General features: G+C 40.6%; 21 protein-coding genes. 4 read left to right on the forward strand and 17 right to left on the reverse strand.

Features of this window, described 5'->3' with window-relative positions:
• Positions 1 to 10: 10 nt before the first annotated feature.
• From prfB to TZ91_RS05365, 12 genes are all read right to left on the reverse strand, one after another.
• Positions 11 to 1,106 (reverse strand): peptide chain release factor 2 gene (prfB, locus tag TZ91_RS05310; RefSeq protein WP_128969929.1). Its coding sequence is split into 2 segments (ribosomal slippage): positions 11 to 1,033 and positions 1,035 to 1,106, totalling 1,095 coding nucleotides; the frame shifts between segments, so codons are not numbered across the junction.
• A gap of 108 nt (positions 1,107 to 1,214) precedes the next feature.
• A complete protein-coding gene (locus TZ91_RS05315) occupies positions 1,215 to 1,871 on the reverse strand; it encodes a CBS domain-containing protein (protein WP_000268667.1) in 657 nt (218 codons plus the stop codon).
• A gap of 308 nt (positions 1,872 to 2,179) precedes the next feature.
• Entirely contained in the window at positions 2,180 to 2,890 is a 711-nt protein-coding gene (locus tag TZ91_RS05320; protein WP_000062200.1) for an ABC transporter ATP-binding protein, read from the reverse strand.
• Positions 2,890 to 3,654 (reverse strand): ABC transporter ATP-binding protein, encoded by a 765-nt coding sequence (locus TZ91_RS05325; protein ID WP_033687192.1) that lies wholly within the window; start codon positions 3,652 to 3,654, stop codon positions 2,890 to 2,892. The genes TZ91_RS05320 and TZ91_RS05325 overlap by 1 nt, the downstream gene beginning before the upstream one ends.
• Positions 3,654 to 4,610 (reverse strand): branched-chain amino acid ABC transporter permease, encoded by a 957-nt coding sequence (locus TZ91_RS05330; protein WP_004256818.1) that lies wholly within the window; start codon positions 4,608 to 4,610, stop codon positions 3,654 to 3,656. Before TZ91_RS05330 ends, TZ91_RS05325 begins: the two co-directional genes overlap by 1 nt.
• 3 nt (positions 4,611 to 4,613) lie before the next feature.
• Complete coding sequence (locus tag TZ91_RS05335; protein WP_000941427.1) at positions 4,614 to 5,483, reverse strand: branched-chain amino acid ABC transporter permease; 870 nt, start codon at positions 5,481 to 5,483, stop codon at positions 4,614 to 4,616.
• Positions 5,484 to 5,599: 116 nt separating this feature from the next.
• The gene (locus TZ91_RS05340) at positions 5,600 to 6,760 is read right to left on the reverse strand and encodes an ABC transporter substrate-binding protein (RefSeq protein ID WP_000726121.1); all 1,161 of its coding nucleotides are present in this window, start codon (positions 6,758 to 6,760) and stop codon (positions 5,600 to 5,602) included.
• A gap of 67 nt (positions 6,761 to 6,827) precedes the next feature.
• Entirely contained in the window at positions 6,828 to 7,115 is a 288-nt protein-coding gene (locus TZ91_RS05345) for a YlbG family protein (protein WP_000462118.1), read from the reverse strand.
• 78 nt (positions 7,116 to 7,193) lie between these two features.
• Complete coding sequence (gene clpP / locus TZ91_RS05350) at positions 7,194 to 7,784, reverse strand: ATP-dependent Clp protease proteolytic subunit ClpP (protein WP_000613475.1); 591 nt, start codon at positions 7,782 to 7,784, stop codon at positions 7,194 to 7,196.
• 172 nt (positions 7,785 to 7,956) lie between these two features.
• On the reverse strand, positions 7,957 to 8,586 hold the full coding sequence (gene upp / locus TZ91_RS05355) for a uracil phosphoribosyltransferase (RefSeq protein ID WP_000515974.1): 630 nt from the start codon (positions 8,584 to 8,586) through the stop codon (positions 7,957 to 7,959).
• A gap of 88 nt (positions 8,587 to 8,674) precedes the next feature.
• Positions 8,675 to 9,142 (reverse strand): deoxycytidylate deaminase, encoded by a 468-nt coding sequence (locus TZ91_RS05360; protein WP_000136976.1) that lies wholly within the window; start codon positions 9,140 to 9,142, stop codon positions 8,675 to 8,677.
• 18 nt (positions 9,143 to 9,160) lie between these two features.
• Complete coding sequence (locus tag TZ91_RS05365) at positions 9,161 to 9,718, reverse strand: TetR/AcrR family transcriptional regulator (RefSeq protein ID WP_000004135.1); 558 nt, start codon at positions 9,716 to 9,718, stop codon at positions 9,161 to 9,163.
• Positions 9,719 to 9,842: 124 nt separating this feature from the next.
• Between TZ91_RS05365 and TZ91_RS05370 the strand changes: the two genes are divergently transcribed.
• The 3 genes from TZ91_RS05370 to TZ91_RS05380 are packed head-to-tail and all read left to right on the forward strand — an operon-like array spanning position 9,843 to position 12,489.
• Positions 9,843 to 10,688 carry a DegV family protein gene (locus TZ91_RS05370; protein ID WP_033687193.1) on the forward strand — a complete coding sequence of 282 codons (846 nt, stop codon included), beginning with the start codon at positions 9,843 to 9,845 and terminating at the stop codon, positions 10,686 to 10,688.
• 58 nt (positions 10,689 to 10,746) lie between these two features.
• Complete coding sequence (aao, locus tag TZ91_RS05375; RefSeq protein ID WP_033687224.1) at positions 10,747 to 11,919, forward strand: aminoacetone oxidase; 1,173 nt, start codon at positions 10,747 to 10,749, stop codon at positions 11,917 to 11,919.
• 48 nt (positions 11,920 to 11,967) lie between these two features.
• Positions 11,968 to 12,489, forward strand: a complete 522-nt coding sequence (locus tag TZ91_RS05380; RefSeq protein ID WP_033687195.1) for a DUF1697 domain-containing protein — start codon at positions 11,968 to 11,970, stop codon at positions 12,487 to 12,489.
• Between the two features lie 41 nt (positions 12,490 to 12,530).
• On the opposite strand, the gene TZ91_RS05385 is transcribed toward TZ91_RS05380, so the two are convergent.
• Positions 12,531 to 13,271, reverse strand: coding sequence for a MerR family transcriptional regulator (locus TZ91_RS05385; protein WP_033687198.1), 741 nt, complete (start codon positions 13,269 to 13,271; stop codon positions 12,531 to 12,533).
• A gap of 340 nt (positions 13,272 to 13,611) precedes the next feature.
• On the opposite strand from TZ91_RS05385, the gene TZ91_RS05390 reads away from it, so the two are divergent.
• Positions 13,612 to 14,952: a sodium-dependent transporter gene (locus tag TZ91_RS05390; RefSeq protein WP_033687199.1), complete on the forward strand. Its 1,341-nt coding sequence runs from the start codon at positions 13,612 to 13,614 to the stop codon at positions 14,950 to 14,952.
• A 40-nt stretch (positions 14,953 to 14,992) separates the two neighbouring features.
• Here TZ91_RS05390 and manA read toward each other — a convergent pair whose 3' ends face one another.
• The 4 genes from manA to TZ91_RS05410 all read right to left on the reverse strand — a co-directional run bounded on the left by manA (position 14,993) and on the right by TZ91_RS05410 (position 20,832).
• Positions 14,993 to 15,937: a mannose-6-phosphate isomerase, class I gene (gene manA / locus TZ91_RS05395; protein WP_033687200.1), complete on the reverse strand. Its 945-nt coding sequence runs from the start codon at positions 15,935 to 15,937 to the stop codon at positions 14,993 to 14,995.
• Between the two features lie 162 nt (positions 15,938 to 16,099).
• A complete protein-coding gene (locus TZ91_RS05400; RefSeq protein WP_033687201.1) occupies positions 16,100 to 16,447 on the reverse strand; it encodes a VOC family protein in 348 nt (115 codons plus the stop codon).
• Between the two features lie 154 nt (positions 16,448 to 16,601).
• Complete coding sequence (gene spxB / locus TZ91_RS05405; RefSeq protein ID WP_004261620.1) at positions 16,602 to 18,377, reverse strand: pyruvate oxidase; 1,776 nt, start codon at positions 18,375 to 18,377, stop codon at positions 16,602 to 16,604.
• Positions 18,378 to 18,588: 211 nt separating this feature from the next.
• Complete coding sequence (locus tag TZ91_RS05410; RefSeq protein ID WP_045597169.1) at positions 18,589 to 20,832, reverse strand: heavy metal translocating P-type ATPase; 2,244 nt, start codon at positions 20,830 to 20,832, stop codon at positions 18,589 to 18,591.
• Positions 20,833 to 20,838: the final 6 nt, after the last annotated feature.

The raw sequence follows: 20,838 nt of genomic DNA on the forward strand, positions 1-20,838 counted from the left end.
CCTTTCTATCTTAGCTGATTCTCCACTTGAGATAAGCATCGATAAAACCATCTAGGTCTCCATCCATAACCTTATCTACTTGTGCAACTTCAAAGCTAGTTCGGTGATCTTTTACCATAGTATAAGGCGTGAAAACATATGAACGGATTTGGCTTCCCCATGTGATTTCCTTTTTCTCACCCTTGAGGGAATCAACTTCCGCTGCTTTCTTTTCTTGCTCCATTTGATAGAGCTTAGCCTGCAACATCTTCATGGCACGATCTCTATTTCCATACTGGGTACGATCGACCGTTGACTGGACAACAATCCCAGTAGGAATATGTGTTAAACGTACACCTGTGGAAACCTTATTGACGTTTTGTCCACCAGCACCACCTGAACGGAAGGTGTCCATCTTGATATCATCTTCACGGATTTCCACTTCAATGGTATCATCCAATTCTGGCATTACTTCTACAGATGTGAAAGAGGTATGGCGACGTTTAGCAGAGTCAAATGGTGAAATTCGCACCAAACGGTGAACCCCCATTTCTGACTTGAGAAGACCATAGGCATTAGGTCCTTCAAATGATAAGGTTACTGACTTAATACCAGCTTCATCCCCTGCTTGGTAATCCAATACTTCCACTTTAAAGCCTTTAGCATTTCCATAGCGAGTGTACATACGGAGCAACATATCACCCCAGTCCTGAGCCTCAGTCCCACCGGATCCTGGATGGATTTCCAAAATCGCATTATTATGGTCATAAGGTTCTGACAAGAGAAGGGTCATCTCGTAACTGGTCATCATCTTATCAAGTTCGGATAACTGTTCAACCAATTCTTCATACACCGACTCATCTTCAGCTAAAAAGTCTAATAAAATTTCAACTTCATCCTGCAACTCTTCCATTTTGTGGAAGGTGTTGTAGGTGTTTTTTAATTCATTTAATTCTTGCGACGTTTTTTGGGCCGCGATATTATCGTTCCAAAAATCAGGTTCTGTCATCTTGTTTTCCAAGATGGCAATCTCTTCCTCTAAACCTTCGAGGTCAAAGAGACCCCCTGAAAGAAGCTAATTTTTCACGATTTGCGTCAATTTTCTGACGAATTTCTGAAATGTCCATAAATACTCCTTTTTTACATTATTTCATTATAGCATATTTTATCATTTCTTTCCATCTTTTGCTCTAATCCCTTATTACACGTAAAAAGAAGCCTTTCGGCTTCCCTTCTTACAAGACTTTTGCTGAAGTGCGAGTAATCTCTTCTACTTGAATATTCTCTGATTCAAATTTTTCTTTCAAGGCTGGTAAATCAATTGATCCATCGATTTGAACTTCGATAATGACCTTACCATCCTTACGCGGAATATTGACTGTATGAGAGATATTCAAATTTTCTTCTACAATCAAAGAAATAATTTTTCCAAGAACGCCAACTTCATTTTCCGTAACAAAGCGTACACGAATTCCTTCTTCGCCATAACCTGCAATTTCAAGAAAGGCTTGGAAAACGTCACGGTCCGTAATAACCCCATAGACTTGATGGTTATCTACTACAGGAAGAATACCAATCTTATTTTTCAACATCAGATAAGTTGCATCCTCTAGACTCGCATAGCCTGAAACAGTGACAACATCGCGAATCATCACATCTTTTACTTTTGTCTTATTTAGAAGATAATTCATCTCATAGATAGAAAGACTGGTTGCTTTTGATGGACTAGCTTGGGCAATGGTTCCTTCAGTTACTAAACCAACCAATTGATCATTTTCGATAACAGGCAAGCGGTGCAACCCTTGCTCTCTCATCAAATCTGCTGCATGAGATACTGTTGTATCTGGACTAATATACACTACCTTGCGGGTCATAAAATCTTTAACTGCCATGAGACTTCTCCTTTTCTATTCTTATCCCTATTATACAATCTTTTTGTAAATCTATCAAACGCTTACATTTCTTTTTCAAAATTCAGAAAAGTATGAATAAGCTAGCAAAAAGAGCTCTGAAATCGAGCTCTCTGAATGAATGTAAGAAACGTTTCATTCCATTTTTTTCAATTATTAGAAATTAACCTTTTAATGTAGATAAAGATTGCTTTACAATCTATATCTGTCAACTAAAAAGGTCCCCTGGACTATAATGATGATTACTTCGTAATCCTCATCCACCGGCTAAAACAATCCACTGGATTGTTTTAGCCACCTAGATATGCTTTTCTGACTTCTTCTGATGAGGCGAGTTCTTTTCCTGTTCCTGATAGAACGATTTTCCCTGTTTCCAGTACATATCCTCGGTCAGAGATTGCAAGTGCTTTATTGGCATTTTGTTCAATCAAGAGGACAGTTGTCCCTTGCTTCTGGATATCTTGAATGATATCAAAAATCTCTTGGATAAAGATTGGGGCAAGTCCCATTGATGGTTCATCTAAAAGAAGAAGTTTTGGTGTTGACATGAGGGCGCGTCCCATGGCAAGCATTTGTTGTTCTCCCCCTGAAAGAGTAGCTGCATCTTGGTTCTTCCGTTCTTCAAGACGTGGGAAGCGTGAGAAAACTTTCTTCAAATTAGCTTGATTTTCTTCACGATTTTTCTTTAAGAAAGCTCCCATTTCTAGATTTTCCATAACAGTCAAGCCAGGGAAGACGTGGCGTCCTTCTGGTACTTGTGAAAGACCACCTGCTACGATTTTCTGAGCTGGCATTTTTTGGATTTCTTGACCTAAAAATTCAATCTTTCCTGAACTTGGTCTAACCAAACCAGACAAGGTACGGAGAATGGTTGTCTTACCTGCACCATTGGCACCGATAAGGGAAACAACTTCTCCTTCATTCACTTCAAAGCTTACATCACGGACTGCTTGGATCATGCCATAATGCACAGAAAGATTATCAACTTTTAACATAGACATTAGGCTTCACCTCCTAGATAAGCTTCGATAACACGTTTATTGGTCTTAATTTCGTCTGGAGTTCCTTGAGCAATCAAACGACCGTATTCAAGTACGTAGATACGTTCTGTTACTTCCATGACCAGATTCATATCGTGTTCAATCAGCATGATCGTAATCTTAAATTCATCTTTGATGCGACGAATTAACTCAGTCAATTCGGCTGTTTCCTGTGGGTTCATACCTGCAGCTGGTTCATCTAAAAATAGAATTTTAGGTTCCGTAGCAAGGGCACGAACAATTTCCAAACGACGTTGTTGTCCGTAGGCAAGATTTTTAGCGAGAGTTTCTGAATCACCATCCAAATCAAAGATTTTCAGCAATTCCAAAGCTTTAGCTTTTAATTCTTTTTCACTCTTGTAAAAAGCTGGTAAGCGTAAGAAACTAGCAAAAACATGTTGTTTGTGATGGTTGCCAAAAGCAATCAAAACATTGTCCAAAACTGTTAAATCTTTAAAGAGACGGATATTTTGGAATGTACGTCCAAGTCCCAAAGAAGCAATCTTATAAGGTGACTTTCCATTCAAAAGGTGACCATCTAGTGTTACTGTTCCCTCACTTGGTTCATAAACACCTGTCAAGAGATTGAAAAGGGTGGTTTTACCAGCTCCATTTGGACCGATTAGTCCAACCAATTCCCCTTCGTTCAATTCAAGAGTCACATCTCCAACAGCTGTTAGACCGCCAAAATGTTTGGTTAACTGTTTTACTTCAAGTAATGCCATTAGTTTTGTTCCTCCTTCTTAGATTTTTTAAAGAAACGTGATAGGCTCAATTCCCATGTCCCAAGTAGTCCACCTGGTCTGAAAATCATTACCAATACCAAGGCCAAAGCATAAATAATCATACGCACACTAGCAACATCTTGGAGAAGCATATTCAAAATTCCAAGAACAATAGCTGAAACAATAGCACCTGTAATGGAACCAAGTCCACCAAAGACAACAATGATCAAAACGTTGATTGAGTTGATGAAAGTGTAATCTTTCGGTACAACTGAACCGATAAATCCTGCCTGAAGTGACCCTGCAATACTTGCAGTAATAGCACCAAAGACGAAGGCGATGATTTTAATCTTAGTCGTATTAACCCCAACTGACTCAGCAGCGATTTCATCCTCACGAACAGAGAGAGTTGAACGACCAATTGGACTACGCAAAAAGTTCAAGGTTGCAATGGTTGTAATCACGACAAAGAAGTAAACCATTTGCCAGGTTGTAAAGTTAGGAATTCCCAAGATACCTGCTGCACCATTTGTAAGGCTTCCACCATTGATGATAAAGATACGGATAATTTCAGAAACACCGAGAGTTGCTACCGCAAGGTAATCCCCCTTCAAGCGTAAGGTTGGAATTCCGACAAGCAAGGCAACTGCTCCTGAAAGCAAAGCACCTAACAGCATGGCTCCAAAGAAGGCACCGTAGGTTGGTGATTTAGAACCAATAATAGCAGCGGCATAGGCACCAATCGCCATGAAACCAGCATGACCAAGTGAAAATTGGCCTGAAAAACCAACGATTAAGTTGAGACCAACAGCCAGAATAATATTAATTCCGATTTGTTGTAAAATCTGTACATAGAATAGATTGAGTACTCCGACTGAAACCAATACACTAATCAAGCCATAGCCAGCTAACAAAAGGAGTAACCATAGAATATTAACTTTTAAATTTTCTTTCATCGTTTACACCTTCTCTTTCACATTTTTACCAAGGATACCAGCTGGGCGGACAATCAAGATCAACAACAAGATTCCATAAACAATAGCATCACGGAAGTCTGACATTCCAAAGGCTGTCGCAAAGGTTTCCAATAGACCAATCACAAAACCACCAAGAGCTGCACCAGGAATAATTCCGATACCACCAAGTACTGCGGCAACGAAAGATTTAAGACCTGGAGTAACTCCCATCAAAGGCTCAAGAGAGTTATAATAGAGGGCAATCAGAACACCAGCCGCACCCGCAAGAGCTGACCCCAAAGCGAAGGTAAAGCTGATAGTACGGTTTACATTGATCCCCATCAATTGCGCCGCATCGCTATCTACGGATACTGCACGCATGGCTTTCCCCATCTTAGTCTTTTGGACAATGACTTGTAACAAAATCATCAAAATCAAGGAAATGGCCAAAATCATTAACTGCACGTTTGTTAGGCTAACTGGTCCCAAATCATAGCGAACTGTTTGAATCGCTTGAGGGAAGGCACGGGTATTAGCACCAACCAGATAGACCATCCCATATTCCAATAGGAAAGAAACCCCAATAGCTGTAATCAAAACAGCAATACGAGTAGAGTGACGCAAAGGTCGGTAAGCAAGGAACTCAATCACGACACCAAGAATGGCTGTCGCTAACATAGCTACAATAAGAGCTACAAAGAAATTCATTTGGAAAGAATTAATCAAGAAATAACCGATAAAGGCTCCCATCATATAAATATCACCGTGGGCGAAGTTGATGAGCTTGATAATTCCGTAAACCATGGTATATCCTAGGGCTAACAGCGCATAAACACTACCTAGAATCAAACCATTTACTAGTTGTTGGAGCATAAGATTCACTCTTTCTATTTATAATTTTGAGGGTTTCCCCTCACTTTTTGATAGGTTCTTAAACACCGAAACAGGGAGTGAGTCAGAGGCTCATTCCCTATTTCAACATTTTTCTATTATGGTTTTACAACTTCTGCTGCTTCAACCTTACCATTGTTCATGGTCATCATGTAAGCAGTTTTGACTGTGTTGTGGTCTGCATCGAAGCTTGTTTGACCAGTTACACCTTCAAAATCTTTTGTTTTAGCAAGGTTATCCTTGATTTCACCTGAGTTTTTAGCACCTTTTGCTGCGTTTGCTACAAGGTGAACTGAGTCATAAGCCAAGGCTGCAAATGTTGAAGGCTCTTCGTTGTACTTAGCACGGTAAGCATCAAGGAAAGCTTTTGCTTTAGCTGAAACTTCTACAGTAGTTGAGAAGCCTGAGATAAAGTAGATGTTTGATGCTTTTTCAGCAGTTGCTTGTTGTACAAACTCTTCACCGTTGAATCCATCACCACCAACGATTGGTTTATCAATTCCCATACCACGCGCTTGGTTTACAATTTTACCAGCTTCAGTGTAGTAACCAGGGACGATGATAGCATCAAAGTCTTTCCCTTTCATTTTTGTAAGGGCTGCTTGAAAGTCTGTGTCACCTGCTACGAAAGTTTCATCTGCAACGATTTCACCTTTGTAAGCTTCACGGAAGGCTTTAGCAATACCTTTAGCATAGTCGCTGGCATTGTCAGTGTAAAGAACAACTTTCTTAGCGTTTAATTTTTCAGTAACATAGTTTGAGATAATTTTTCCTTGGAAGCTATCTTGGAATGTTCCGATAAAGAGGTAATCTTGACCTTTAGTCAATCCATCTTGAGTCGCACTTGGCGAAATCAATGGAACACCTGCTTTTGTAGCGTTAGCTACAGCAGCTGCAGTTGCACCAGATGTCGCAGGTCCTACGATTGCTGATACCTTAGATTGGGTTACTAGGTTAGTTGTTACTGAAGCCGCCTCAGCAGTTTCAGATTTATTATCTTTATCAACTACTTCGATTTGTTTTCCGTCGATACCACCTGCTGCATTGATTTCATCAACGGCAAGTTGGGCACCTTTTTGTTCAGATGTTCCGTAGGCAGCTACGGCACCAGTTTCTTCGAAGTTAAATCCAATTTTGATTGTCTTTTCCTCTACTGAGTTACCAGCAGCGTTTGACGCTCCAGACTTCACTTCTCCACAGGCTGCAAGAAGTGCTACACTTGCAAGCGCCACAAACGATAGGGCAAATTTTTTCTTCATCTTTTTTTGTCTCCTTATTTCTTAAATAAATAGCATGTTAAGAATATACCGAATTATCAGAAAATTGTCAACACTTTTCTTGAACTTTTTCGATGATAACGTTTTCCTCTCGATGAAGATTGCCCACAAAGGGTGTTTCCAGCTCTTGGATATGACAAACCCTGACTTTTTTTATAAACTTTTCCTTGCCCAAGCGCCCGACCAATTGCTCCATTTCTTGAGTTGGAACATAGAGTTGTAAGTAACGATGTTTCTTGGAATGATAGGTAATATCTCCATAATCCTGCAATTTTTTGGCATCACGATTATAGTAAAGATAGATAATCAAGCCAGATCGATTGACTTTTTCAAACATGATAAATCCTCTTTCTAAGAAATCTCTCCCTATTATACCAAAAAAAGCAAACCCAGTCGAGTTTGCCTTCTTTGATCATTAATTCAATGAATTGTTGGCCATGATTTCATCAATAAAGCCATATTCAAGTGTTTCTTGGGCACTCATCCAGTTATCGCGTTCTGCATCTGCGTGAACTTTTTCGATTGACTGACCTGAATTTTCAGCCAAGATTTTTTCCAAGGTATTACGAGTTTTAAGCAAGTGTTCTGCAGCGATCGCCATATCGGTTTGCTGAGTACCTCCACCTGTACCACCCATTGGTTGGTGGATCATATACTCTGCATTTGGAAGCATGAAACGTTTGCCTTTTGCTCCACTTGATGCAATGACCGTCCCCATAGATGCTGCCATTCCCATAACAATGGTTTGGACATCTGCCTTGATAAAGTTCATGGTATCAACGATTGCCAAACCAGCTGAAACGGAACCACCAGGTGTATTGACATAAAGGTAAATATCCTTTGTACTATCTTGGGCATCCAAGAAAAGCAACTGGGCAATAACAGAGTTGGCCATATTGTCTTCAACTGGGCCTGTCAGCATAATGATGCGGTCTTTAAGAAGACGTGAGTAAATATCGTAGGAACGTTCTCCACGGCTTGTTTGTTCAATAACTACAGGAATCATTTATTTCTCCTTTTGAGTTTTAATTTTATTGGTCAAATGACTGAAGATAAGACTATTATAATATCTTGGTCAAAAAAGGTCAAATTTTTGCTCTGTTTTCATTAGACAGAAACAAAAATTCAACCTCCTTTCGTGACTGGAAATCCTTTTCCAAGTCAATCTCTTTTTTATTTTATTTTGTACCGAACAAGCGGTCCCCAGCATCTCCAAGACCTGGAACGATATAACCGTGTTCGTTCAAGCGTTCATCCAAGGCTGCTGTAAAGATTTCTACATCTGGATGAGCTTCTTGAAGGGCTTTAACACCTTCTGGAGCAGATACAAGGCAGACAAATTTGATATTTGATGCGCCACGTTTTTTAAGAGAATCAACAGCCAAGATTGCTGAGCCACCTGTTGCCAACATTGGGTCTACCACAAAAATTTGACGTTGGTCAATATCTTCAGGCAATTTCACCAAGTACTCAACTGGTTGAAGCGTTTCTTCATCACGGTACATACCGATGTGGCCAACTTTAGCAGCTGGAACCAAGCTCAAAAGTCCATCAACCATCCCGATACCTGCACGCAAGATTGGAACGATAGCCAATTTCTTACCAGCCAATTGTTTTTGAACTGTTTTTGTGATTGGTGTTTCGATTTCCACATCTTCTAGTGGAAGATCACGAAGTACTTCATATCCCATCAACATTGCAATCTCATCTACTAGCTCACGGAAAGCTTTTGTAGAAGTATCTGTACGACGTAAGATTGACAATTTGTGTTGAATCAGTGGATGATTAATAACTTCAATTTTTCCCATTTTTGGAATTCCTTCTTTCAATTTATTCTTCTTATTATACCAAAAAACGGTTTAAAAATCTTTCTAAACCATTTATTTTTGATATTTTTTACATTAGATCAGCCTCTTTAAGAGCTGTCTGTACTGTCTCAAGTGGTAAATGAGTCAATTCTGTCCCTTTTTCTTGATAAAGGTATTGGGCGTAGTCGTCCATTCTGTACTGGTTGATATAAACCACACGCTTGCAACCAACCTGAAGCAATTGTTTTGTACAGTTTAGACATGGAAAGTGGGTCACATAGGCTGTAAAGCCTTTGGGAACCCCACGTTCTGCACCTTGGAGAATGGCATTAACCTCTGCGTGAAGAGTGCGAACACAGTGACCTTCGATGACCAGACATTCGTGATCAATACAATGCTCAGTCCCTGACACCGAACCATTATAACCAGTGGAAATAACTTTATTATCCTTTACCAAAATTGCGCCCACTTTGGCACGTTTACAAGTGGAACGATTGGCAATTAGTAAGGCTTGGGCTGCAAAATACTCATCCCATGCTAGTCTTTTTTCAGTCATATCTCTTCTCCTTTTTCTCTATTTTTTAAAAAATGGTAAACCTAAATCTGCAATCTTTTCAGCTGGTACCTTCATGCCATCCTTGATCCATTTTAGAAGGACAGAAACGATGGCCGAGCTCCAAAAGGAATGAAGATAAGAGCTGACACCTTTTGATTTCCCATGGTATTTTTCTAAAAATTCCTGCATGGCTTGGACAAAGATTTTTTCCAGATGGTAATCCAAGGCCAATTGAATCACTCTGGCTTCCTTTCTGGCCTCTCGGAAAAGGTGAACCCAGACCAGATAAAGGTCTGTCTTTAAATCATAATGATGCAACTGTTCCATAATATTGTGGACAGTTCGTTTAAAGACGCTTTCTAAAATCTCCTCTTTGGAATCATAATTACGGTAAAAGGCTGCACGAGAAACGCCTGCACGTTTGACCAATTCAGAAATACTAATCTTGGTCAAGTCCTTTTTTTCCAAGAGCTGCAAGAGGGCTGTTTCGATGGCTTCTCTAGTTAATAAATTGGATTCTTGGTTTGATTTTCTGAGATTTTCAAGAGACTTTTCAGAGATTCTACGTTCAGACATAACATTTTCTTTCTACTTGTCACAACAGACGGATGAGGCTTTTGTTTCAAGGGCTTTCATGATATAATTGTAAAAAAAGACAGAACCTTTGTCAATGTATAACTGACAAAGATGGAGAATTTCTATGACTTGGAAGATTATTGCTGACTCTGGTTGTGATTATCGTCAGCTTGCAAGACCAGCTATTGACACGACCTTTGTAAGTGTCCCCTTAACCATTCAAGTAGCTGATCAGGTCTTTGTTGATGATGCCAATCTTGACATTGACCAAATGATGGAAACCATGTATGCAACTGCAGAAGCTTCAAAATCAGCTTGTCCAAGCCCAGATGATTATTTGCGAGCATTTGAAGGAGCCAAAAACATTTTCCTAGTAACCATCACAGGTACTCTCTCTGGCAGTCACAATAGTGCTCAACTAGCAAAGAATATTTATCTGGAAGAACATCCTGACACTAAGATTCATGTAATTGATAGTTTGTCTGCTGGTGGGGAAGTTGACTTGCTCGTAGAAAAATTAAATGATTTGATTGACCAGGGCTTGTCTTTTGAAGAAGTAGTTGAAGCTATCACTGCCTATCAAGAAAAAACCAAGTTACTTTTTGTCCTAGCCAAAGTCGATAACTTGGTGAAGAACGGCCGTTTGAGCAAGCTTATCGGTACGGTCGTTGGCCTTCTAAATATCCGTATGGTCGGAGAAGCTAGTGAAACTGGAACTCTCGAATTGCTACAAAAAGCACGAGGACCAAAGAAATCAGTTCAAGCTGCCTATGATGAGTTAGTAAAAGCAGGATATGCTGGTGGTCGTATTGTCATGGCTCAACGCAATAACGAGAAATGTTGCCAACAGCTTTCAGACCGAATACGTGAGAATTTTCCACAAGCGGATATTAAAATTCTCCCAACATCTGGTCTCTGCAGTTTCTATGCAGAAGATGGTGGTTTGCTGATGGGGTATGAAATTGATTAATTGCATTCTTGACAAGAGGTGACCATCATCTCTTGTTTTTTTGTGGTACAATAGAGCTATGAAACATTTTGATACTATCGTCATCGGTGGAGGACCTGCTGGCATGATGGCTACAATTTCCAGTAGCTTTTATGGTCAGAAAACCCTCCTCATCGAAAAAAATCGGAAACTTGGCAAAAAATTAGCTGGGACAGGTGGGGGACGTTGCAATGTAACCAACAACGGAACTCTAGACGACCTACTAGCTGGAATCCCTGGAAATGGGCGCTTTCTCTACAGTGTCTTCTCCCAATTTGATAACCATGATATCATCAACTTTTTTACAGAAAATGGTGTTAAACTTAAGGTCGAGGATCACGGGCGCGTCTTTCCGGCCAGCGACAAGTCTCGTACCATTATCGAAGCCTTGGAAAAGAAAATCACTGAGCTCGGTGGTCAAGTTGCTACTCAAACCGAAATTGTTTCGGTTAAAAAAAACGACAACCAGTTTGTCCTTAAGTCCGCAGACCAAAGCTTCACTTGTGAGAAGCTCATTGTCACAACAGGTGGTAAATCCTATCCTTCTACTGGTTCGACTGGTTTTGGTCATGAGATTGCCCGTCATTTTAAACACACCATTACCGAGCTTGAAGCCGCTGAAAGTTCTTTGTTCACAGATTTTCCACATAAGGCCTTACAGGGAATTTCCTTAGATGACGTGACCCTAAGTTATGACAAGCATGTCATCACTCACGATTTGCTCTTTACCCACTTTGGTTTATCTGGTCCTGCTGCCCTGCGTATGTCTAGTTTTGTCAAGGGTGGGGAGGTTCTCTCGCTAGATGTTTTGCCTCAACTTTCTGAGAAGGACTTGGCTACATTTCTAGAAGAAAATAGGGAAAAATCTCTAAAAAATGCTTTAAGAACCTTGTTGCCAGAACGCTTGGCAGAATTTTTTGTGCAAGGCTATCCTGAAAAAGTCAAACAGTTGACTGAAAAAGAATGCGATCAACTTCACCTGTCCATCAAGGAACTTAAAATTCCTGTAACTGGTAAAATGTCTCTTGCCAAGTCATTTGTTACCAAGGGTGGCGTCAGTCTCAAGGAAATCAATCCTAAAACTCTAGAAAGTAAGCTGGTCCCTGGCCTCCACTTTGCGGGCGAGGTACTGGATATCAATGCCCACACAGGTGGGTTTAACATCACTTCTGCCCTCTGCACTGGTTGGGTGGCGGGATCAAACCCAATCTAAATCTAAATTATTCAATGGCTAAATCAGCCCCAAAAGAAAGGAACTACTTTGGAACATATTATCTTGTTAAGGGGAGTTACTCCTAATGGAAAAAATGCTATCCCTAAAATGTCTTATCTAGTAGATATCTTGATAGAAGCTGGTTTTCAACAAGTTCGAACCTATATTCAAAGTGGGAATATCATTCTTGAAAGTGACTTAGATTTAGAAAAAATACGAGAACGTGTCCATACTCTAATAAATGAAAATATTGGTGCTGACTTAAAAATGGTAATCAAGAACAAAAGTGATTTTAAAAAAATTGTCCAAGAAAACCCGTTTGGAGAACACTATCTTTATGACCGTATACACGTGATTTTTTATCAAGAATCTATTAAAAGTCTCCCTTTAGAAAAATTGAAAATTGATTACGGTGAAGAAGAAATTTGTATCGGTAACCATTGTCTTTACCTCTATCTCCCTAGAACTGCAAAACAAAAGAAACTCCATACCAACTATCTTGAAAAGCTTTTCAATGTAGATTTGACCATGCGAAAACTAAATGTAGTAGAAAAATTATTAAGCAAGTAGTGCTTGAATTTAGAAAAAATCGGAAGATCACTCCTCCGATTTTATTTTGTCTGAGTTTGGACATAGTGGGCAATGACATCTGATGTATACTGGGCAGTGCCAGTTCCAAATTTGTCAATGTTTTCCTTAAACTCTGGGTTATAGACGTAGCCTTTACCGATATGACCGAATACCTCAATAGAGCAGTCAAATCCATAAGTACGAATAGCTTGCAAGAGTTTAGCAGCTTCTTCTTGGTTTTCTGTTGCTGTTACAGGCAGTCCAGCTTGAAGATTTTGTGACAAGGATCGAAATACTTGATTGAAGGCAGCCGTAGCTTCGTCTTCGTGACCTTTTTGGCGCTCGAGCGCTTGGTCCATCACTTCTTGTCCATATTTCTCTACCGCCTCTTGGTGGTATTTTTGATGGTCTTGGTAGTTAAATCCAGCAAATTTCTCTTGAATGCTCATTTCTCTTTCTCCTTTTTGTTCTTGAATGGTTTTTTGCAAGGTTGAAATCAAGGTATCCAGATGTTCCCTTTCTCGAGTCAAATAGTCCAACTGCCTGGTCAAATGAGGCAATAAATCTTCCCTTTCTTCCTTTAATAGCTCTGCTATTTTTTCTAAAGAAAAACCTAGATATTTGTAATAAAGAATAACCTGAAGGCGTTCCAAATCCTCCTGACTGTAGGTTCGATAGCCGTTTTCCGACTTTAAAGGAACCAAAAGTCCTATCTTATCGTAGTGGTGTAGGGTCTTGACAGAGACGCCCGAAAGCTGCGCAGCTTCTTTTATATGGTACATTATTTCCTCCTTATACTCAATGAAAATCAAAGAGCAAACTAGGAAGCTAGCCGCAGGCTGTACTTGAGTACGGTAAGGCGACGCTGACGTGGTTTGAATTTGATTTTCGAAGAGTATTACATTGATAGTATAACCCCTCCCCTCAGGTCAGAGTCAAGCGTTTTTGCGAAATTTTTTACTTTATCATAACATGAAAATGGTTTTCTTGACAGACCTTAGAAAACATGATAGGATAGTCAAGTCTATCAATCAAAAGAAACGCTCATTTTGAGTACTTATGAGGCTATTTGCCAAGGGCAGTAGCTTTTTCTTTTGTAATACTAATTTTAGGAGTTTAACTATGTCTGAAAAATCTCAATGGGGTTCTAAACTGGGCTTTATCCTAGCATCTGCTGGTTCAGCCATCGGACTTGGTGCCGTTTGGAAATTCCCCTACATGACTGCTGCTAACGGTGGAGGAGGCTTTTTACTGGTCTTTCTCATTTCCACTATTTTAATCGGTTTCCCCCTTTTGCTAGCTGAGTTTGCCCTCGGCCGAAGTGCTGGTGTTTCAGCTATCAAAACCTTTGGAAAACTCGGCAAGAATAGCAATTATAACTTTATCGGTTGGATTGGTGCCTTTGCCCTCTTTATCCTTTTATCGTTTTACAGTGTTATTGGGGGCTGGATTTTAGTCTATCTAGGCATTGAGTTTGGAAAATTGTTCCAACTTGGTGGAACGGGTGATTATGCTCAGTTATTTACTTCAATCATTTCAAATCCAGCCATTGCTCTAGGAGCTCAAGCGGCCTTTATCTTATTGAACATCTTTATTGTATCACGTGGTGTTCAAAAAGGGATTGAAAGAGCATCGAAAGTCATGATGCCTCTGCTCTTTATCATCTTTGTCGTCATCATCGGACGCTCTCTCAGTTTGCCAAATGCCATGGAAGGGGTTCTTTACTTCCTCAAACCAGACTTTTCAAAACTGACCAGTGCTGGTCTCCTCTATGCTCTGGGACAATCTTTCTTTGCCCTCTCACTAGGGGTTACAGCCATGCTGACCTATGCTTCTTACTTGGATAAGAAAACCAATCTGGTCCAGTCAGGAATTTCTATTGTAGCCATGAACATCTCGGTATCCATCATGGCGGGTCTAGCCATTTTCCCAGCCATGTCAGCCTTCAATATCCAATCTGAAGGAGGACCGAGCCTGCTCTTTATCGTCTTGCCTCAACTCTTTGACAAGATGCCTTTTGGAACCATTTTCTACATCCTCTTCCTCTTGCTCTTCCTCTTTGCGACAGTCACTTCTTCTGTCGTTATGCTGGAAATCAATGTGGGCAATATCACCAATCAGGACAACAGCAAACGTGCCAAATGGAGTGCCATTTTAGGAATCTTGACCTTTGTCTTTGGAATTCCTTCAGCCCTATCTTACGGTGTCATGGCGGATGTTCACATCTTTGGGAAGACCTTCTTTGACGCTATGGACTTCTTGGTTTCCAATCTCCTTATGCCATTTGGAGCTCTCTGCCTTTCACTCTTTACAGGCTATATCTTTAAAAAGGCTCTTGCAATGGAGGAACTCCATCTCGATGAAACAGCATGGAAACAGGGACTGTTCCAAGTCTGGCTCTTCCTTCTTCGTTTCATCATTCCAATCATCATCATCGTGGTTTTCATCGCCCAATTTATGTAATCAAAAAGGACTTGAGTAATAAACTCAAGCCCTTTCTTTTTTATGGATGGCTAACAATCAATTCCAAATCTTGTCCTTCCAAGGTCCAAGCTTCTACATCACTTGGTAGGATAAAGTGGCTACCTTTTTGAATTGGATAGTTTTTCCCGTCAACAGTAAGCTGACCTTGACCAGCTAAGACACTGAATAAGCTGTAGTCAGCTGTCTTTTCGAAGTCAACTTTTCCAGTAATTTCCCACTTGTAAACTGCAAAGAAATCATTGGATACAAGGAGAGTGGAACGCAAATCATCTGCTTTAACAGTTACAGGACGGCTATTTGCAGGCTCACCAATGTTCAAGACATCAATGGATTTTTCAAGGTGAAGTTCACGCAAGTTACCATTATCATCCTTACGGTCAAAGTCATAGACACGATAGGTGGTGTCACTAGACTGCTGGGTTTCAAGAATCAAGATGCCTGCTCCGATAGCATGCATGGTGCCACTTGGAACATAGAAGAAATCTCCAGCCTTAACAGGTACTTTGGTAAGCAAGGCATCCCAGTTCTTGTCCTCAATTTGCTGGCGGAGTTCTTCTTTTGACTTGGCATTGTGACCATAGATAATCTCTGAACCTTCATCCGCAGCGATGATGTACCAGCATTCTGTTTTTCCAAGTTCGCCTTCATGCTCGAGTCCGTAAGCATCGTCTGGATGAACTTGAACACTGAGCCAGTCGTTAGCATCCAGAATCTTAGTCAACAGTGGAAATACAGGTTCTGGACGATTGCCAAACAATTCACGGTGCTCTGCATATAAAGTAGCAAGATCTGTTCCCTCGTAGCGACCATTGGCAACTTTAGAGACACCATTTGGATGGGCTGAGATGGCCCAATATTCTCCGATTTTTTCACTTGGGATGTCGTAGCCAAACTCATCACGTAGCTTGGTACCACCCCAGATTTTTTCTTGCATAACTGATTGTAAAAATAATGGTTCTGACATGTCGATCTCCTGTCTGATTTTTCTCCCCTCATTATAGCAAAAAGCTAGGTCTTATTGAACTCTTTTTCCTATTATATAAAGTAGGGAGAAGATTTTATAAAAATAGTGAATAAAACCCTTCTTATGCTATAACTTTTGTTGGCGATCAAACTCTACTATGTCCTATTTCATACGATAAAAATCAATCACTAGACCAGCAGGACCTTTAACTAATAAGGACTCTGTTCCCCAATCCGTTTCACAAATACCGTGTAAAATCTCGACACCGATCTCTTTTAAACGTTGGTAATTCTGATTTAGATCCTCAACCTCGATATGAAGAATGATTCCTGACTGAAAATCTTCCAAAGGAATCAAATGATTTTGGGACAACATCAGACAGTGACTGCCAATCGTAAACTGAGCAAAACTGTCATCAACATAATCGGACTTTTTACCCAAAATACGCTCCAAGTCAGCACAGACTTGGGGAACATCGGAAACGATAATATCTAATTGATTTAAATTCATTTACTATCCTCCATAAAAAGACCGGATTGCTCCGATCTTTTTAAGTTTCGCTCTAAGAAAATCAAAGAATAAACAAGGCATCGAACCGCAGGCAGTACTGAAGTACGGCAAGGTGAAGATAACACAGTTTACATTTGATTTTCGACGAGAGGAATTATTTAATTGCGCGTGATTGCAAACCTTCTTCTTCCAAGAAGAGGCGGAATGGTACGAGTTCTTCTGCTTCGTATTTTTCCTTGAAGGCTTTGATTGCTTCTTCTGAGTGAAGTTTTGGATCCAATTCAAGTACTTCTACTGGAAGTGGACGGTGTGGAGTGATGCGAGCATCGATAACAACAGTTTTACCTTCTTTGCTCAATTTAACAGCTTCTGCAACAACTGCATCGATGTCTTCGATACGGTCAACTGTAAATCCAACAGCTCCTTGAGCTTCAGCGATTTTCGCATAGTCAGCATTAGGGAAGTCACAACCAAACAAGTGTTTGTTTGTGTCTTCGTATTTGTCCTTGATGAAGGCATATTTACCATTTGAGAAGACAACGTTGATAACTGGAAGGTCGTATTGAACGTTTGTGATAACGTCTGGGTAGCACATATTGAATGCACCGTCACCCATGATGTTCCATACTTGGCGATCTGGATTGTCTTTCTTAGCAGCGATACCACCAGGAAGGGCAATACCCATTGTCGCAAAGAGTGGAGATGTACGCCACATGTTCTTAGGTGTCATGTGAAGGTGACGAGTAGATGTTTGAGTAGTGTCACCTACGTCGATTGAATAGATAGCGTCTTGATCAGCATGTTTGTTGATTGCATTGTAAACTTGATACAATTGCAATTCACCCTCAGTTTTACCTTCGAGTTTGTTCATGTAATCACGCCAGTTTTGGTTGTTCTTAACGTTTGCACGCCACCATGGAGTAGATTCAACTGGATTCACTTTGTCAAGGATTGCTTTCGCTGCTTGACCTGCGTCACCAAGGATTGAAGCGTCAAGGGCGTGACGTTTACCAAGTTTGTAAGGGTCAATATCAACTTGGATGAATTTTTCAGTGTTCTTGAATGCTTCATAAACTTCAGCAAATGGGAAGTTTGAACCAAGGAAAAGAACTGTGTCTGCTTCAAAGACCACTTCGTTGGCTGGTTTCCAACCAACACGGTAAGCAGAACCTGTCAAACCTTCATAGTTCCATTCGAAAGCTTCAAAGTTTTTACCAGTTGTGATGATTGGTGCTTTGATTTTACGTGACAATTCAGTGATCACTTCACCAGCTTTCACACCACCGTAACCAGCATAGATAACTGGACGTTCAGCATTGTTCAAGATTTCAACAGCTTTGTCGATTTCAACTTCGTTCAAAGCAGGAGCGATGAATGAACGCTCGTATGAACCTGATCCATAGTATGAGTTTTCGTCGATTTCTTGGAAACCGAAGTTTACTGGGATTTCAACAACAGCTGGACCTTTTTTAGAAACTGCAGCACGGCAAGCTTCGTCAATTACTTTTGGCAATTGCTCAGCGTAAGCTACACGTTTGTTATATACAGCGATACCATTGTACATTGGGTTTTGGTTCAATTCTTGGAAAGCATCCATGTTCAATTCGTTAACTGGACGTGATCCAAGGATTGCTAGGAATGGAGTGTTATCCATAGCTGCATCGTAAACACCGTTAATCAAGTGAGTCGCACCTGGACCACCTGAACCAACTGCAACCCCGATTGAGCCACCGAATTTAGCTTGCATAACCGCTGCAAGAGCACCTGTTTCTTCGTGGCGAACTTGCAAGAAACGGATATCTTTGTCTTCAGCCAAAGCATCCATCAATGAGCTGAGTGTTCCTGATGGGATACCGTAGATTGTGTCTACGCCCCATGTTTTCAATACATTAAGCATTGCTGCAGATGCAGTAATTTTCCCTTGAGTCATAATGATAACTCTCCTTCAAATATTTTTAAATCTACTAAAAAAGGTTTCATATAGTTTTTGAAAACGTTTCAGTAAATTTTTACAATACTAATTTATCACATTTATTTTGACTTTACTAAGAATCTGCTCAGAAGTTTTTATTCTCTATTACAGTACAGTTTGAAAACGTTTTTAGCTTCTGTTTTATAATAAAAAGCGAGCAAGCCCGCTTTTAATCTATTTTACTAAAGTTTAGTAAGAGTGAACTAGTCAGAACGGATACAGAACTAAAGGCCATAGCTAGACCCGCCAGTTCTGGATTGAGGGCCAGTCCAACACCTGAAAAGACTCCTGCTGCAATCGGAATTCCGGCGACATTGTAGATAAAGGCCCAGAAAAGATTGAGCAGAATTCGATTAAAGGTTTTCTTACTCATGTCAAAGGCACGAACCACTCCTAGGAGGTTATTAGTTGTCAACACCAAATCTGCTGACTCGATGGCGATATCTGTTCCAGCTCCCATAGCAATCCCCACATCTGCTACACTAAGAGCAGGAGCATCATTGATGCCATCACCAACAAAGGCTACTTTGCCAGACACTTGTAGTTTATGAATTTCATGGGCTTTTTCTTCTGGTAAGACACCTGCAATGACCTCTTCGATTCCAATCTGATCTGCAATAGCACGCGCCACACCAGCATTGTCTCCTGTCAGCATGACTGTTTTAAGACCTCGTTTTTTCAACTGACTGATGGCAAGCTTAGCATTTTCCTTAGGAATATCTTGCAGAGCAAGCAAGCCTTTGATTTCATTCTCAACAGCCAAGAACACAACTGTCTTAGCTTCTTTTTCCAGTTGTTCTAGTTTTTCTTGATAAATGCTAGAAATATCCATGCCATCCAGCATTTTAGCATTTCCAAGCAGAACTTGTTTTCCATTGATTTGCCCTGAAACACCTTTTCCGTGCAAGGCTTGGAAATTTTCCACAGTGTGAAGCTCAAGTCCAGCTTCACTCGCTCGTTTCACAACGGCTTCAGCCAGTGGGTGTTGAGAAGCTTCTTCCAAGGAAGCTGCCAATCCAAGCACTTCTACTTCGTCGCCGATGATATCTGTGACCACAGGTTTCCCTTCAGTCAAAGTCCCGGTCTTATCAAAGACAATAGTTTGAACTTTCTGGATTTCCTGTAGAACCGTTCCATTTTTGAGGAGAACTCCCATCTTGGCACTGCGACCTGTCCCCACCATAAGGGCTGTCGGTGTTGCAAGTCCCAATGCACAAGGGCAGGCAATAATCAGAACTGCTACTCCATAGAGAAGCGAAGACACAAAGCTCGCTCCAAGCACAACTACACTATCCCTGAGCAAGACGAACCAAACCCAAAAGGTCACAATCCCTAAAATGACAACTGCTGGGACAAAAATCCCTGAAATTTTATCCGTCAAGTCCTGAATCGGCGCACGACTTGTCTGAGCTTTCTTCACAAAATCCACAATCTGAGCCAAAACAGTCTCTGAACCAACTTTTTCTGCTCTAAAAACAAGTGTTCCACTATTATTGATGGTTGAACCAATGACGGTATCTCCAACTGTCTTGTCCACAGGCAGACTCTCACCTGTCACCATAGACTCATCAATACTAGAGATACCTTCTACTACGACACCATCAACCGCAATCTTTTCACCGGGACGCACTCGAATCAGGTCACCTACCTTGACTTGCTCCAAAGGGACTTGAACATAGTTATCCTCACGCAAGACTTCTGCAGTTTTAGCCTGCAAGTCAAGTAATTTCTCCACAGCTTGGGAAGTATTTTTCCGCATTTTCTCCTCAAAAACGGCTCCCATAAGAACGAAGAAGAAGATAAAGGCAGCACTTTCAAAGTAAACGGGGAGACCAGCGAAGAGGGCAACTAAGCTATAGAAATAGGCCACTAGGGTTCCCAGAGCAACCAAGGTATCCATGTTGGCATTGTGCTTTTTAAAACTAGCCCAAGCACTTTGGATATAAGGACCACCTGCTACTAGCATAATCGGTGTTGTGGCTAAAAAGGTGCCCCAACGCATGACTTGGTGACTAATTCCTCCTGTCGACATCCCAATCATGAGGATTACAAGAGGCACAGTAAAGATACTAGTAATCCAAAAACGCTGTAAAAGTGATAGAGATTTTCGAGTCTTCTCAACAACTGTATAACTTCCCTTTTGCATCTTCATACCACAAGAAAATTCATGTTGACCTAATTCTTGAGGTGTAAAACGAATGACTTTCTCCTCATCTACGCCGATTGGTTCCAAGATGCCTTCTTCTTCAAACAAAATTTCCTTGTAACAGTTTGAAGGAGTTGCTCGATGAAAGGTAATCTCAGCTGGAATCCCTTTTTGAAGCTGTATATGAGCTGGATGGTAGCCTTTGTCTGCCGTGATACGGATTTTTTGAACACCATTTTCAAGACTTGCTTTTACAATTTCAGTCATATCATT

Source organism: Streptococcus mitis, from assembly GCF_000960025.1.
Taxonomy (GTDB): Bacteria; Bacillota; Bacilli; order Lactobacillales; family Streptococcaceae; genus Streptococcus; species Streptococcus mitis_DH.

Excerpts from the sequence above, each read along its gene's own strand:
- clpP (WP_000613475.1), bottom strand. The coding sequence starts at position 7,784 with ATGATTCCTGTAGTTATTGAACAAACAAGCCGTGGAGAACGTTCCTAC.
- TZ91_RS05370 (WP_033687193.1), top strand. The coding sequence starts at position 9,843 with ATGACTTGGAAGATTATTGCTGACTCTGGTTGTGATTATCGTCAGCTT.
- TZ91_RS05385 (WP_033687198.1), bottom strand. The coding sequence starts at position 13,271 with ATGTACCATATAAAAGAAGCTGCGCAGCTTTCGGGCGTCTCTGTCAAG.
- TZ91_RS05345 (WP_000462118.1), bottom strand. The coding sequence starts at position 7,115 with ATGTTTGAAAAAGTCAATCGATCTGGCTTGATTATCTATCTTTACTAT.
- manA (WP_033687200.1), bottom strand. The coding sequence starts at position 15,937 with ATGTCAGAACCATTATTTTTACAATCAGTTATGCAAGAAAAAATCTGG.
- TZ91_RS05320 (WP_000062200.1), bottom strand. The coding sequence starts at position 2,890 with ATGTCTATGTTAAAAGTTGATAATCTTTCTGTGCATTATGGCATGATC.
- TZ91_RS05365 (WP_000004135.1), bottom strand. The coding sequence starts at position 9,718 with ATGTCTGAACGTAGAATCTCTGAAAAGTCTCTTGAAAATCTCAGAAAA.
- spxB (WP_004261620.1), bottom strand. The coding sequence starts at position 18,377 with ATGACTCAAGGGAAAATTACTGCATCTGCAGCAATGCTTAATGTATTG.
- TZ91_RS05390 (WP_033687199.1), top strand. The coding sequence starts at position 13,612 with ATGTCTGAAAAATCTCAATGGGGTTCTAAACTGGGCTTTATCCTAGCA.
- TZ91_RS05330 (WP_004256818.1), bottom strand. The coding sequence starts at position 4,610 with ATGAAAGAAAATTTAAAAGTTAATATTCTATGGTTACTCCTTTTGTTA.
- aao (WP_033687224.1), top strand. The coding sequence starts at position 10,747 with ATGAAACATTTTGATACTATCGTCATCGGTGGAGGACCTGCTGGCATG.
- TZ91_RS05400 (WP_033687201.1), bottom strand. The coding sequence starts at position 16,447 with ATGAATTTAAATCAATTAGATATTATCGTTTCCGATGTTCCCCAAGTC.
- TZ91_RS05410 (WP_045597169.1), bottom strand. The coding sequence starts at position 20,832 with ATGACTGAAATTGTAAAAGCAAGTCTTGAAAATGGTGTTCAAAAAATC.
- TZ91_RS05340 (WP_000726121.1), bottom strand. The coding sequence starts at position 6,760 with ATGAAGAAAAAATTTGCCCTATCGTTTGTGGCGCTTGCAAGTGTAGCA.
- TZ91_RS05360 (WP_000136976.1), bottom strand. The coding sequence starts at position 9,142 with ATGACTGAAAAAAGACTAGCATGGGATGAGTATTTTGCAGCCCAAGCC.
- TZ91_RS05335 (WP_000941427.1), bottom strand. The coding sequence starts at position 5,483 with ATGCTCCAACAACTAGTAAATGGTTTGATTCTAGGTAGTGTTTATGCG.
- upp (WP_000515974.1), bottom strand. The coding sequence starts at position 8,586 with ATGGGAAAAATTGAAGTTATTAATCATCCACTGATTCAACACAAATTG.
- TZ91_RS05315 (WP_000268667.1), bottom strand. The coding sequence starts at position 1,871 with ATGGCAGTTAAAGATTTTATGACCCGCAAGGTAGTGTATATTAGTCCA.
- TZ91_RS05325 (WP_033687192.1), bottom strand. The coding sequence starts at position 3,654 with ATGGCATTACTTGAAGTAAAACAGTTAACCAAACATTTTGGCGGTCTA.